Source organism: Syntrophus sp. (in: bacteria) (assembly GCF_040768185.1).
Taxonomy (GTDB): Bacteria; Desulfobacterota; Syntrophia; order Syntrophales; family Syntrophaceae; genus Syntrophus; species Syntrophus buswellii.
In genome coordinates this window covers 613,514-626,830 of record NZ_JAXGNC010000001.1, presented here as the reverse complement: position 1 = coordinate 626,830, position 13,317 = coordinate 613,514, and the positions used below count along the sequence as shown (strand labels likewise).

The following is a 13,317-nucleotide window of genomic DNA, read 5'->3' as shown; positions in this document are numbered from 1 at the left end:
GGAAGAGACGATCCTCTGACCAGAACCGCGGAGAAGATCCCCGAATCAGTCAATCGGCGGGTTGAACTTGTCCTTTGCCGACAAAGTGATTTTCCCCGTATGCTTTTTGCTTGCCTGTATGTAAAAAGATCTTCCGATTCCAGAGCAAAGGTGGCGGTAAAAAGGCCGTCTGCGCGGTCCAAAGAGGAGCCGATGCGGGTGCCGTCAAGGGGCGCTTTGATATGGAATTGGACGAGTGGAATCATGAAGCTGCGCAACACACAGGACTGAACAACCCGGGAACAAAAAATCGATGAAGAGATTGAGGCCGATTCCCAAAAACATCTGGCCGGATCACAAACGATTGCTCTGTTATGGCCTCATCGTTACGGCCCTGTTTTCCCTCCTCTACCTCCTGGATCCCCCTTTTCTCCGCTTTCTTGAACTGCGGTTTTACGATGCGGTCCTCCGTGAAAACCCGGTTGACAAACCTTCTGCGGATATTGTGATTGTCGATATCGATGAACGCAGCCTCCAAGAGTTCGGGCAGTGGCCCTGGCCCCGTCATCGTGTTGCGCGCCTGTTCAGAGAGATCAACGCGCAGGGCCCTTCCGCCGTCGGGGTTGATCTTCTGTTTGCCGAACCGGACCGGACATCATTAGCTTCTGTTCTTCAGGATATCAAGGAGACATACGGAGCCTTTCCCCGCATGGACCATGTCCAGCCCGCGGTCATGGACAACGACGCCCTGCTGGCGGAAACCCTTCATTCCGGTCCTTTTGTCCTTGCAAGGAAATTTTTATTTCAGAATGAAGCCGTCAGCTCAAGAGAATGTGTGTCTCATCCGATTTCCGTTGCTCTGCTTGGAGATGCGGACATCCAGCCGGAAAACCGGCCCTTTTACAAGGCCTCCGGGGCCGTCTGCAATCTGCCGATTTTTGATGCCGCCGCTTCGTCAGTTGGTTTTATCAATGCCTCCTTCGACATCGACGGGCTGATGCGTCGCATTCCCTTGATGATGCGGTGCGAATCCGGCTCTTCCGGTGAGGAGTATTTCCCCAGTCTCGTCCTGGCTGCCATCGTGAAGCACATGAAGCTTCGTCAGGTGTTTGTAAAATTGACTTCCACGGGAACGCCCTGTGAAATTCTCCTGGGAGACAGGGCAATTCCCGTGGATGGGCGCGGCAACATGCTGATTCATTTTCGGGAACAGGAAAAGGTCTGCCCTCATGTTTCCGCCTCGGACCTGCTGTCCGGTCGCCCAACGGACATCTCTCTGAAGGGGAAGATCGTCTTTGTAGGCACATCCGCCACCGGCCTTGGAGAGCGAACCATCACGCCCGTCCATTCGTATCTCCCGGGTGTGGAAATCCACGCCACTGCGGCCCAGAACATTCTCCAGTCGTGCTTCATCAAAAGCCCTCCCTGGATTTCCGGCCTCGAATTTTTTGTCATTCTCCTGGCCGGGGTCCTGTCGACGGTCCTCTTTGCGAAAACCAGCGCGAGGGGAAGTCTTCTCTTCGCCTTTGCCGCCCTGATCGGATTGAGCGCTCTTTCGTGTTTCGCCTTTCGCATCGACGGCATTGTCGTGTCTCCTCTCGTCCCCCTGCTGACGGTTGCAGCCAATTTTTCTCTTCTTAATCTCTCAAAGTTCTGGCAGGCTGAACGGAGCCTGCGCCGGAGTGAAAATCGGTATCGCTCCATTTTTAATAACGCCCTCGAAGGAATCTGCCAGATTGCTCCGGACGGTCGCATGGTAGCGGCAAACCCGGCTCTCGCGCAGATGATGGGATTTCAAACGCCGGGGGATTTTCTGGCCGCTGTTCCGGATGTCTCTTCGATTCGCCTGGTCCATCCCGATGATGGGCGGAAGATTCTCGAATCGCTTCTGAAAGATGTCGAAATCAGGGGCTTCGAGACGGAGGTTTATACGGGAAAAGGAACAAAAATCTGGGTGTCCATCAACGCGGGGACGGCGAAAAACAGCGGAGAACTCACCTGCTATGATGCTTCGATTGAAGATATTACCGAGAGAAGGAGATGGGAGGAAACCCTTCGGGAATCCCGGCAAAGGCTTCTGGATATCATAGAATTCCTGCCCGATGCGACTCTGGTCGTTGACAGGAGCGGCCGGGTGATTGCCTGGAACCGGGCGATGGAATTCATGACGGGGATTGGAAAAGAGGCTATGCTCGGCAAGGGGGATCGGGAATATGCCCTGCCGTTTTACGGAGACCGGAGACCGATCCTGATCGACCTCGCCCTTTCGCAGGATGAAGAGATAGCGGTGCACTATACGGCCATCCGGCGGAAAGGGGATATCATCTTCGGCGAAGCCTACGCTCCGAACCTCCCTCCCGGCGATGTTCACATATCCGCTACGGCCTCTGTGCTGCGGGATTCTGAGGGTTGCGTCATGGCCGCCATTGAATGCATCCGTAACAATACGGAACGAATGCGGATGGAGGAGCGGCTGAGAAGGGCGGAGAAAATGGAATTTCTGGGCACAATGGCGGGTGGAGTGGCGCACGACCTGAACAATGTCCTGGGCGTACTGGTCGGTTATGCCGAGATGATGATTCTCGAGATTCCGGAGGGAAATCCTCTGAGGCGTTATGCCATCAATATTCACCAGTCCGGTGTCCGTGGCGCTGCGATGATCCAGGACCTGCTGACCCTGGCCAGAAGGGGGGTCGCGGTATCCGAAGTCTTCAATCTGCGCGATCTGGCATCCGTGTATTTCAATAGCCCCGATTTTGCCGGGCTGAGGCAGGACCATCCCCAGGTATCCTTTCGGACGGATATATCCAGTGACCTGATGAATGTGAAGGGATCGCCCACCCACCTGTCGAAGGCACTGATGAACCTGGTTCCGAACGCGGCCGAGGCGATTTCGGGGCAGGGAGAAGTCGTTGTAAAAATGGAGAATTGTTATCTGGAGACACCGGTCAAAGGGTACAGCGAAGTGAAGGAGGGGGATTATGTCGCCCTGTCTGTATCCGACACCGGCCAGGGGATTGCGTCTGGGGAACTGGAGCGGATTTTCGAGCCGTTCTACACGAAAAAAACCATGGGAAAAAGCGGGACAGGCCTGGGATTGGCCATTGTCTGGAGCACCGTCAAGGATCACGGGGGATACATCGAGGTGACGAGCCAGGAGGAGGTGGGAAGCGTTTTCACCCTCTATTTCCCGGCAACGCGGGAGGGGCTGGCACAGAGCAAGGAGCAGATCTCCCTCGATCAGTGTACGGGCTCGGGAGAAACCCTCCTGGTGGTCGATGACAACGAAGGTCAAAGACACCTGGCGGCGAGCATATTGGCCAAACTGCACTATAACGTGGTGACCGCTTCCGGCGGAGAGGAGGCAATTTCCTACCTGACGTCCCAGAAGGCGGATCTGCTGCTCCTGGATATGATCATGGACCCGGGAATCGACGGCCTGGAGACCTACCGGCGAATCCTTGAAATTCACCCCCATCAGAAGGCGCTCATTCTCAGTGGATATTCCGAGACTGAGAAGGTGAAAAAAGTCCTGGAACTCGGGGCCGGGGGATTTCTTCGAAAACCTTATTCCCTTGAAGGGCTTGGTCTGGCGATTAAGGAGGAGCTGTCTAGGCCAACAGGGTCGGCTGCTGTCGGTCCAACAGCACGGTCAGCAGAATGAGAAGCGCCTTCCGTGTGGCGGATTTCCAATTCGGGTCAAAGGAAAGGCTGTAATCGTCCCATCCTGAAACGATGTTCGTGAAAAAAGTTGCCGCTCCCGCCATCCCGGCTTAATGGGTTCTGCGCATAACTGACGCGAAATATTTCCGCAAATCAATTCCTTATTAATTCTTCAAATACCCTCATAACATTCAGAAGCGACAGATCGATTTCATTCTTGAAGTTGCTGATACGCCCTCCGCTCCAAAGATCCCTTCCGAGAAAAGGCCATTCGTCATAGTTATTTTTAAAGGAAAAGAAGGAATATGCTTGACATTATGCGCGAGAAAGCATATGCCCAACGGCACATATATTAAAGACCGCATATGCTATGCGCTGCATGGACGATTCAGCCTTTTTTTCCAAACGAGAGTGATGAAGGAAGGTATGCCGTCAAATCGGCGAAACGGGACACTTCCTGTCGTCGAGGAGAACAGCGGATGCCAGGGGTAAAGGGGTGTGTGAAATCGTCGGTCAGGTTCAGCGATGTAAAGAAATCTGCAGGGGAGGAGAGTGTGACCGGTCATTTTAATCAAAGCAATTCATTGTCCATCCTTAACGAAGCAGCGGATGTTCTCCGCTGTCATTATGGAGCCGCCATGGAATCTCTCTTTGTTGAGAGGCTGGTGGTCGGCGTTTTTTTTACGGGCGTAAAACTCTCCAACGGTTCCGGAGGGGTTGCCTACACGCCGCCCGAAACGGTGGCGGATGCAGGCCGGCAGATTCTGCGGGAAGATTTCCCTCCCATTTCCGGGATGCCTGTACAGGACGTTTTGTCCGGTACCCTGTCAAGTCCCTTTGCCCATATCCTTCGGCTGGCGGCGATCAATGCCCTCTCCGTGCCCCTTTTCCGGGAGGAACGATATGTTCTGGCGGAGAACACGGACCTCTCGGATGTCTCGCATCTTTTTGCCGGGCGGCGGATCTGCATGGTGGGGGCGATCATTCCACTCCTGAAACGCCTGAAGGAACTGGGGGCCGGGAAAATTCAAGTCATTGATTACAAAAAGGAAAGTCGGAGCGAAGTCGAATCGGCCTGTGGGGAATTTGTTTCTCCGGAGCATACGGCGAAAACCCTGGCGCAGTGCGAGACGGCCGTTTTTACCGGGGCGACCGTCGCCAACGGTACGATTGAGTCTCTCCTCCAGCTTGTTCCGCGAGAGGCCGTCGTGGCCGTTGCGGGACCAACGGCGGGCTTTGTCCCGGGGCCCCTCTTCCGGCGCAGGGTGGCCCTGGTCGGAACCGCCATCGTGACGGACAGCGATGCGGCTTTGGAGATCATTGCCGAGGGAGGCGGCGCCTATCGGCTTTTCGGCCGCTGCTTCAAAAAGATCAATGTGCTCAACGAGGAACGGATCGAACAATTAACGAGGAGAGACAATGACCGAAGAGCAACAGGCTAGGGATCAGTACGCCATACTGCTGGAAGAGGCGGGGCGCTTTCATGGAGACATCTGCGGCGGCATTCAGATCGGAACGAGGATGACCATGTGTGCCCTGCGAAAACTGGGCATTGCGGATCCCAAGGGGGCGGATGGGAAAAAATTGATGGTCTTTGTGGAAATCGATCGCTGCGCGACGGATGCGATCATGGCCTTGACCGGATGCAGACCGGGAAAAAGAACCATGAAGGTCCTCGATTACGGGAAGATGGCGGCAACCTTTGTAAATCTGGAAACGGAAAAAGCGGTGCGGGTGACAGTCAAACACAAAAGAGAGGACGGCGAAGACGGCGGAAGTGAAACCGACTTCGGAAGCCTCAGCGAAGAGGAGCTTTTGTCCGTCACCGAGGTCGAAGTCCCTCTGCGTTCCGAAGACATGCCCGGCAAGCCCGTCCGCCGCTGTCGGTGCGCCCTTTGCGGGGAAGATGTTCTCGATGGGCGGGAGATGAACGGTGAGGGGGCAACGCTCTGCAGGCCATGCTTTGAGAAAAAGAAGTATTATTGCGTAAAGACGGAAGGTTGAGCGGGTAAGAGGCGATGCGCACGTGCTCTTCAGGTATGGAAGCGGGGCGATCGAACTGCGGGGAGACGAACTCTGTTCCAACAATGACGGATCGGCAAATCCGCACCTGCAAGGGAATGCTCCTGTCCCTTGTTTTTCATGCCTTTTGCGTCGCGGTGATCCTGTTTTCCGGGAACCTGTCCGCTCAATATTCCGAGACCCCAAGAGTTTTCCTGACTTTGGAGCCGCCGGGCGGGAGTCTGGAAGAAAGCCGCCAGGAAACGGCGGCCGGAAAAAAGACTCAGAGCCTTCCGATCCGAGAGAAACTCTCCCGGCAGAGCCCGATCCGCAAGGCACGTTCATCTGATCCCGCTCCGGCAGTGGACAGGGCCTCCGTTGAACCGGCGAAGGAGGCCGTTCCCCTGCTTGACAAGACGCCGATTGAGACGGCCGCTCCGCTAAAGGCTGTTGGTTCCGGCGCCCATGAGGAAAGCGTTGCATCTGTTGCAGGCGCCGGAATCGGAGCGGGAAGCAGCAGTCGCATGAGGAACGGTGCAGACGGCAGTGAGGGAGCGGGAAAGGGCCGCGAATCCGGGGAGGGGCTGAAGAGCCGCTATTTGAGGGAACACTTTGCCTATATCCGCGACCTTATATTGAAAAATCTCACGTATCCCCCGATGGCCAGGAAGAACGGCTGGCAGGGAAAAGTGAAAGTGTCATTCATGATCCGGGAGGATGGAAAGGTGGAAACCATAAGGATTGTTGAAAGTTCGGGATACGTCGTGTTGGACAGGAACGTCGTGGAGACGATTCGTGAGGTCCAGCCCTTTCCGAAGCCGCCTGTGCGGGCGGAACTCGTCATTCCCGTCACCTACGCTCTGAAGACATGAACCATCAGACGGCAGATCCTCGATCTATGAAACGCAATCTTCTTTTTCCGATGCTGTCGCTTCTTCTCGTTCTTACGGTGGCCTTTTCGCTGACCCTTGGCAAATATCCTATTATGCTTAATGATATCGGAAACTTCTTCCTTATGAAAATGTTCGGTGCGGGCAGCATGGACCCTGAACGATACAGTCTTCTGGAGAGCCTGCTCCTCGAGATTCGGATGCCCCGGATTATCGCGGCCATCCTCATCGGTGCTTCGCTTGCCGTAGCGGGGACCGCCTTTCAGGCCATGTTTGTCAATCCCCTCGTGTCGCCCTCCCTTCTTGGCGTTCTGGCAGGGGCCTCATTCGGCGCAGCGTTTGGAATGGTTTTTTCCAAAAACTGGATTGCCGTGCAGATCCTGACGTTTCTTTTCGGTTTTCTTGCCGTCCTGTTCTCCGTGGGCATTGCCCGGATCCACAAAGGCAATACCATCCTTCTTCTCGTGCTCGGCGGCGTCATCAGCAGTGCGCTTTTCACTTCCCTTTTATCCGTCATCAAATATATCGCCGATCCCTACAACCAGCTGCCCGCCATCACCCAGTGGCTCATGGGCGGTTTGTCCCTCGTGGATGGGAAAAGCCTGCTGGCTGCCGGGATTCCTCAAACGGCGAGCATCGCGCTCGTCATCCTGTTTTCCGGGTATCTCAATGCCCTGAGCATGGGGGATGAAGAGGCGCGGTCGCTGGGCATTCCTGTCGAGGGGATCCGTCTGGCCCTCATCTTTCTGGCGACGCTGATGAGTGCGCTGACCGTCGTGCTGGCGGGAATGATCGGCTGGGTGGGGCTCATCATTCCCCATATCGCCCGGATGCTGGTGGGGCCCGACAATAAGATCCTTGTTCCGGCAAGCGCCCTCATCGGGGCCATTTATCTGATTGTCGTCGATGACATTTCGCGGATGATCTTCACGGTGGAGATCCCCATCGGAATTACCACCGCTCTGATCGGCATCCCCTTTTTCGTAATCATTCTGAGGAAGGCAAAAAAAGGATGGAACTGAAATCCCTGATCGAAGTGGAACATATTTCTTTCGGCTATACCCGGGAGATCGTGCTCAGTGACGTCAGTTTCGCCATCGGTGAAGGTGAAATCGTGACCCTGCTGGGGCCGAACGGTTGCGGGAAAAGCACCCTGATCAAGATCATGCTCGGTCTTCTCCGTCCCGCCAATGGCGATGTTTTCCTTAACGGCCGAAATATCGGACAGATAGGTTCAAGAGCACTTGCCAGAAAAATCGCTTATGTCCCGCAGATCCACAGGAGTTCCTTTCCCTATACCGTGATGGATGTGGTGCTCATGGGGAGGATTCCCTACAAGCCGTTCTTCTTTCGCTATTCGAAGACCGACCAGCGGATCGCAGGCGATGCCCTTGAGAGGCTTTCCATTTCACATCTTGCGGACAGGGCGTACACGGAAATCAGCGGCGGCGAGAGGCAGTTGACCCTCATTGCACGGGCCCTTGCCCAGGGGGCAAAGACCTTCATCATGGACGAACCGGCCAGTGGTCTCGATTACGGGAATCAGCTGCGGCTCCTCGATCAGATCATCAAATTGTCCCGGGAAGGATACACCTTTATCAAATCGACGCACTCTCCCGAACACGCCCTCTGGATCGCGGACCGTGCCATTCTGATCAAGAACGGCGCCATCGCAGCGGACGGAAAATGCGACGAGATCATCAGTTCCGAGAATCTCTTTTCCCTTTATAACGCCAGGGTCAACGTGCTGAAGCTCACAGGATCCCTGCGGGTATGCGTTCCCCAGACCATCTGCGGCTGTGCGGGGTTCGGCCATTCTCCAAGGGTGCTGGACGATTCGGACAGCCCACTTCCCTGTGCGGTCATTCAAGGGGCATGAGGCGATCCGGGCGCAGGCGGTTTGGACATATCGATTTTATGAACCAGCTATTAAAACGTTAAGCCATCAGGAAAGAGGACAAGAATGGAATGGCTGAAAGAAGCAGTGGATTACGGAATTATCTGGTTCCTTGTTTTCTTGAGCTTGATCTCTGTGGGGATCGCCATCGAACGGCACCTTCTCTACAGAAAGATTCAGCTTGAGAAGTTTACGGACCGGAAAACCCTCGAAATGGAGCTGACCCGGAAGCTGCACCTCATCGCGACGATCGGCAGCAATGCCCCCTATATCGGTCTGCTCGGGACCGTCTGTGGGATTATGCTGACCTTTTACACTCTGGGCAGGGATGGATTTCTGGATACGGGGAAAATCATGGTCGGCCTCGCCCTGGCCCTGAAGGCGACCGCTGTGGGGCTTTGCGTGGCGATTCCCTCCGTGGTTCTTTACAACCTGCTCCTGCGCCGGGTCAAGGTTCTTCTGATGAACTGGGAGATTCAACATGGAAGAGAAGGAGTTTGACTACATCAACGTCATTCCCCTGGTGGATGTGATGCTGGTCCTGCTGACGATCGTTCTGACCACCTCGACCTTCATCGCCACCGGAGGCATTCCGGTGAGCCTTCCCAAGGCATCCCAGAACCGGATGGAGACGCTGAAGGTTCGCACCGTAGAAATCGACCGAAACGGTCAAATCTATTTTTCCGGTCAATCGGTCACCCTTGAAGCGCTGGCGGATGGCATCCGGTCGCTGGACCGCGGCAGCCCCTTTATGATCCGGGCGGACCGGGACATCCCGCTGCAGAATTTTGTGGATGTCCTGGATGTCGTGAAAAATTCAGGATTTCGGCAGGTAAGCCTCCAGACGGAGACAATAAAATAAAGGAGTTCACAGCATGGACATTCTGGAGAATATTCTCAAAACCGTCAAGGAAGACGCACCGGTCCAGGAGGTGAGAAGAGGGCTCTCCTGGACCGCCGTGGTGAGCAGGCGCTGCGGTCTGGCCTCGACCATGGCGCAGGGGGGCTGCAGCCACGAGGATGGAGGGGGACTGGAGGGCAATCTTACGGAGATGAGCGCCCTCGGCCTGGCGCGCTACGGTCTCAGCGGCGGCATGGCAAGGGCATCCCTGGGACTAGCCGTCATCAATTCCCTCATCGATGTGGACCCGAACCGATATTCCGATGTCGAGGGGCTGAAACTGGTCAAGGATCTGGGCAAGGGGAAGAATATCTCCGTCATCGGTCATTTCCCCTATCTCGATGCGCTGGCCAGAGAGGCCAAAAATCTCTGGATCATAGAAAAGCGGCCCAGGGTGGGAGATTATCCGGAAGAGAGCGGAAATGATCTTATCCCGCAGTCGGACATCGTCGTCATCTCCAGTACGACCCTCATCAACGATACCCTCCCCGGCATTCTCAAGCTCTGCAGAACAGGGAGCGTCAAGATGCTTCTCGGGCCATCGACGCCCCTCTCCGAGGTGCTCTTCGATTACGGCATCGACATGCTCGCCGGGAGCGTGGTGACGGAAAAGGACGTCGTGCTGAAATCGGTGAGCGAAGGGGCTTCTTTTCTTCAGCTCAAGAAGAATGGCGGCGTTCGCTTTGTGAGCATCATCAGGGATTACGACGATATCGTCCGGAGGCTTGCGGGAGCGGAATGAGGAGAGGAGAACCTCCAGGAGCAGGGGGAATTCTTTTGAAAAGGGCAATTTCTGCGGCAGGACGGTACAGACAATATAACTTGAAGGAGGTTCAATCAATGAAAAACAGGAGGATTCTTTTTATGTTGGGTATTTTGTTAACCGTATTATTCGGCGCCGGTATCGGTAATATCCCCCTTTATGCCGGGGATCACAAAATCATCACCGACATGTGCGACAAAAAGGTCGAGGTGCCGGTCGAGCCGAAGAGAATCGTCTGCATGCACTGCGTGTCTCCGGAAAAGATCATGACCCTCGGCGGGGGCAATTCCATACTCCTGATGGCACAGCAATCACCTTGGGCCTACCGGCTCTATCCGGAGATCAAAAAAGCTCAATCCAATAAGGGCGTCACGCCGGAGCAGCTGCGGGATATGAACGTTGATTTCGTACTCTATACCCCCGGGATGACGAAAGAGTCACCCTATAGCAAGGCCGGTTTGAAAACGGTCTGTACCTTCAACGCCGACACTAGACCCGGGAGCCTCGATGAATATCGGCAGAACTTTAAACGGCAGATATCCTTTTTCGGCGCTCTTCTTGGACCGGACGCGAAAGCGAGGGCGGATCAATATAACCGCTATTTCGACCGGAAGGTCCAGCAGATCCTCTCCATCACCTCAAAGATCGAAAAGAAAAACAGGCCCAGGGTTTATTACGGCGGTCTGCACGGCAGCCCCCTGGGCAGCCAGGGAAACGGCAGCGTGATGCACTGGAACACCGAGGTCGCCGGCGGCAATTACCTGCCGGCGGCGCTGGATGACAACCATGCCACGGCGACCCTGCAGCAGGTGCTGTTGTGGGATCCGGATATTATCCTCCTGAGCGGCTATTTTGATCCCTCGGATGATCTGAAGAAGAATCCGGACTGGGCTTCGCTGAAAGCCGTCAAAAGCGGGAAGGTTTATCATCTCCCCCGGGGGATCTACACCTGGGATCATGCCAGCGGCGAGGGCGTGCTCCTGATGATCCATCTGGCCAAGATCTTTTACCCCGAACAATTTCAGGACTGGGACATGATTCAAGAAATGAAGGCCTTCTATTCCGAGGTGTACGGCAAGGCGGTAACGGATCAGGATGCGGAAAGGATCCTGAACTGCCTGCCCCCGCTCTCGAAGGAAGAAGCTGCGGTAAAGGCGGGTGAAGCGGTTCCGGGAACAGCTCCGGAGCAGGGTTAATGCCCCTTGTTGCTTTGGAAGGGAAATCCGTCCATGGCGGAAGAGGAGAAGCGGCGGGTGATCATTCGATGGAAAACAACAACTCTTCTACAATCCAGGGAAAGAATCAAGCGAAGTCCGACTGGATAGACAGGCAGAATTTCTGGAATGGACGGGCTCGGGAGTTTTCGGAGCATGCCGCCTCCACGGGATATCCTGCGGCTTTTCTCCGGATTATGAAACCCCGTAAAAGCTGGACAGTGCTTGATATGGCCTGCGGCGGCGGGACGCTTGCGATCCCCCTTGCCCGAAAGGTGAAAGCCATTACCGCCGTCGATTTTTCGGAGCGCATGCTGGAGATCGTTGAGCAGCGGTGTTGCACAGGCGGCATTGCGAATGTGAAGACCCTCCTGGGACGGTGGGAGGACGATTGGGACCGCCTGGGGATAGGCGTTCACGATGTGGCCATCGCCTCCCGGTCGCTTCTCAGCGAAGATGACGGCGGCTCCATAGCCAAACTGGACAGAATTGCAGAAAAGGCCGTCTATATCTCCACGCAGGTCGGTGACGGTCCCTTCGACAGGAAGCTGCTGGAGTCGGTGGGAAGGGAGTTCAAACAAAGGCCGGATTATATCTTCTATGTCAACCTTCTCTATGAGATGGGGATTCGGGCGAACGTCACCTTCATCCCCGAGTCGAACCCCAATTCCTGGGAAAGCCCTGAAGAGGCGTTTGAAGATCAGCGGTGGATGCTTCAAGGAATGACCGATGAAGAGGAAGAGAAACTCCGGACATACCTGGGGCAGTGCCTGGTTCGAGTCAAGGGGCGCTGGCGGTTGCCTTATTCAAGGAATTATTGCTGGGCGGTTCTGTATTGGACGAAAAACGGAAGGGGCAAAGGATGAGAGGACGGACGGCAACAGTGCAGGGCATGTGGAACCGGTTTTTTTGGGCACTGACCTTTTTGCTTCTGGCGGTCCTGGGCTCTGCAGGGTCTTCGCAGGGCAGGGAAATTACCGACATGTTCGGGAAGAAGGTGTCCGTACACGATGTCCCGCGGAAGGTTTACAGCACCTCTCCACCGGTCACCTACATGCTCTATGCCCTTGACCCCGCCATGCTGGCCGGCCTCAATTTTCCGGTCCGGCCGTGGGAGAAGCGCTACCTTCGGAAAAGCATGCAAAGTCTGCCGGTTCTGGGGGGGTGGTTCGGACAGGGAGCGATACCGAATCTGGAGATGATCCTGAAAATCAATCCCGAGATCGTCGTGACTTCCTCACAAGATTCCGCCATGAAGACCAAGGTGGATGAGGTGATGAAGCGGATGCCCATGCCCGTCATTTCCGTTTCCCTGAATTCGCTGGCGGATTATCCCGGTGCCTTTTCCTATCTCGGCGGGGTTCTCGGCCGCCGGGCGCGGGGGGAAGAGCTGGCTGCCTATACCCGCAAAGTGCTCGCACAGATGTCCGCCCTGGCGGCCTCGATTCCACCTGGAAAGAGGGTTTCCGTGTACTATGCCGAAGGCGTCGACGGACTGAGCACGGAGTGCGATTCCTCGCCGCATGCGGAGCTTATTCCTCTGGTTGGAGGGCGGAATGTCCACCGCTGCCGGTCCTCTAATCCCATGGGGATGGAAAAGGTCGGGTTCGAACAGGTCCTGCTCTCCAATCCGGAGGTGATCCTGGTCATGGAGGACGTCTTCTACAGGAAGATCTTTTCGGATCCTCTGTGGCAGCGGATCAAGGCCGTACGGAACAAACGGGTCTATCTCATTCCCAGGGAACCTTTCAACTGGTTCGACCGGCCGCCGTCCTTCATGCGGCTTATGGGGGCCAAGTGGGTGGCGGGCTGTTTGTACCCGACCATCTACAGAGCGGACATGGTCAAGGAAACGCAGGATTTTTTCAGGGTTTTTCTTCAGGTCAACCTCACGCCGCAGGAGGTTCGAGCCTTGATTCATCGGCAACAATAATCAACAAAGAAGAAAGGAGATGAAGATTCACGGGGTGCACTGCCTGCTGTCCGCCTGGACCCGCCTGCAAACACGG

The 13,317-nt window shown here is 55.4% G+C and carries 12 protein-coding genes; all 12 read left to right on the top strand.

Annotated elements, in window-relative coordinates; all coding sequences use genetic code 11:
* Positions 1–292 precede the first annotated feature (292 nt).
* The 12 genes from AB3175_RS02895 (at position 293) to AB3175_RS02840 (ending at position 13,241) form a co-directional block, all read left to right on the top strand.
* Positions 293–3,643 (top strand): CHASE2 domain-containing protein, encoded by a 3,351-nt coding sequence (locus AB3175_RS02895; RefSeq protein ID WP_367359427.1) that lies wholly within the window; start codon positions 293–295, stop codon positions 3,641–3,643.
* A gap of 553 nt (positions 3,644–4,196) precedes the next feature.
* Positions 4,197–5,084: a DUF364 domain-containing protein gene (locus tag AB3175_RS02890; RefSeq protein ID WP_367359426.1), complete on the top strand. Its 888-nt coding sequence runs from the start codon at positions 4,197–4,199 to the stop codon at positions 5,082–5,084.
* Positions 5,062–5,646 (top strand): FmdE family protein, encoded by a 585-nt coding sequence (locus AB3175_RS02885; RefSeq protein ID WP_367359425.1) that lies wholly within the window; start codon positions 5,062–5,064, stop codon positions 5,644–5,646. Before AB3175_RS02890 ends, AB3175_RS02885 begins: the two co-directional genes overlap by 23 nt.
* 83 nt (positions 5,647–5,729) lie before the next feature.
* A complete protein-coding gene (locus tag AB3175_RS02880; RefSeq protein WP_367359424.1) occupies positions 5,730–6,515 on the top strand; it encodes a TonB family protein in 786 nt (261 codons plus the stop codon).
* Between the two features lie 26 nt (positions 6,516–6,541).
* Positions 6,542–7,555: a FecCD family ABC transporter permease gene (locus tag AB3175_RS02875; RefSeq protein WP_367359423.1), complete on the top strand. Its 1,014-nt coding sequence runs from the start codon at positions 6,542–6,544 to the stop codon at positions 7,553–7,555.
* Positions 7,546–8,412, top strand: coding sequence for an ABC transporter ATP-binding protein (locus tag AB3175_RS02870; RefSeq protein WP_367359422.1), 867 nt, complete (start codon positions 7,546–7,548; stop codon positions 8,410–8,412). The genes AB3175_RS02875 and AB3175_RS02870 overlap by 10 nt, the downstream gene beginning before the upstream one ends.
* Before the next feature lie 84 nt (positions 8,413–8,496).
* Positions 8,497–8,931 carry a TonB-system energizer ExbB gene (gene exbB, locus AB3175_RS02865; protein WP_367359421.1) on the top strand — a complete coding sequence of 145 codons (435 nt, stop codon included), beginning with the start codon at positions 8,497–8,499 and terminating at the stop codon, positions 8,929–8,931.
* Entirely contained in the window at positions 8,912–9,292 is a 381-nt protein-coding gene (locus AB3175_RS02860; RefSeq protein ID WP_367359420.1) for an ExbD/TolR family protein, read from the top strand. The genes exbB and AB3175_RS02860 overlap by 20 nt, the downstream gene beginning before the upstream one ends.
* A 13-nt stretch (positions 9,293–9,305) precedes the next feature.
* Positions 9,306–10,073 (top strand): DUF364 domain-containing protein, encoded by a 768-nt coding sequence (locus AB3175_RS02855; protein WP_367359419.1) that lies wholly within the window; start codon positions 9,306–9,308, stop codon positions 10,071–10,073.
* A gap of 122 nt (positions 10,074–10,195) precedes the next feature.
* A complete protein-coding gene (locus AB3175_RS02850; protein WP_367359418.1) occupies positions 10,196–11,290 on the top strand; it encodes an ABC transporter substrate-binding protein in 1,095 nt (364 codons plus the stop codon).
* Positions 11,290–12,174 carry a class I SAM-dependent methyltransferase gene (locus AB3175_RS02845; RefSeq protein ID WP_367359417.1) on the top strand — a complete coding sequence of 295 codons (885 nt, stop codon included), beginning with the start codon at positions 11,290–11,292 and terminating at the stop codon, positions 12,172–12,174. The genes AB3175_RS02850 and AB3175_RS02845 overlap by 1 nt, the downstream gene beginning before the upstream one ends.
* The gene (locus AB3175_RS02840) at positions 12,171–13,241 is read left to right on the top strand and encodes an ABC transporter substrate-binding protein (RefSeq protein ID WP_367359416.1); all 1,071 of its coding nucleotides are present in this window, start codon (positions 12,171–12,173) and stop codon (positions 13,239–13,241) included. Before AB3175_RS02845 ends, AB3175_RS02840 begins: the two co-directional genes overlap by 4 nt.
* Positions 13,242–13,317: the final 76 nt, after the last annotated feature.

Bases quoted from the DNA above. Each gene is read 5' to 3' on its own strand.
- AB3175_RS02895 (WP_367359427.1), top strand. From the start codon at position 293: ATGAAGAGATTGAGGCCGATTCCCAAAAACATCTGGCCGGATCACAAA.
- AB3175_RS02885 (WP_367359425.1), top strand. From the start codon at position 5,062: ATGACCGAAGAGCAACAGGCTAGGGATCAGTACGCCATACTGCTGGAA.
- AB3175_RS02880 (WP_367359424.1), top strand. From the start codon at position 5,730: ATGACGGATCGGCAAATCCGCACCTGCAAGGGAATGCTCCTGTCCCTT.
- AB3175_RS02875 (WP_367359423.1), top strand. From the start codon at position 6,542: ATGAAACGCAATCTTCTTTTTCCGATGCTGTCGCTTCTTCTCGTTCTT.
- AB3175_RS02870 (WP_367359422.1), top strand. From the start codon at position 7,546: ATGGAACTGAAATCCCTGATCGAAGTGGAACATATTTCTTTCGGCTAT.
- exbB (WP_367359421.1), top strand. From the start codon at position 8,497: ATGGAATGGCTGAAAGAAGCAGTGGATTACGGAATTATCTGGTTCCTT.
- AB3175_RS02860 (WP_367359420.1), top strand. From the start codon at position 8,912: ATGGAAGAGAAGGAGTTTGACTACATCAACGTCATTCCCCTGGTGGAT.
- AB3175_RS02855 (WP_367359419.1), top strand. From the start codon at position 9,306: ATGGACATTCTGGAGAATATTCTCAAAACCGTCAAGGAAGACGCACCG.
- AB3175_RS02850 (WP_367359418.1), top strand. From the start codon at position 10,196: ATGTTGGGTATTTTGTTAACCGTATTATTCGGCGCCGGTATCGGTAAT.
- AB3175_RS02845 (WP_367359417.1), top strand. From the start codon at position 11,290: ATGCCCCTTGTTGCTTTGGAAGGGAAATCCGTCCATGGCGGAAGAGGA.
- AB3175_RS02840 (WP_367359416.1), top strand. From the start codon at position 12,171: ATGAGAGGACGGACGGCAACAGTGCAGGGCATGTGGAACCGGTTTTTT.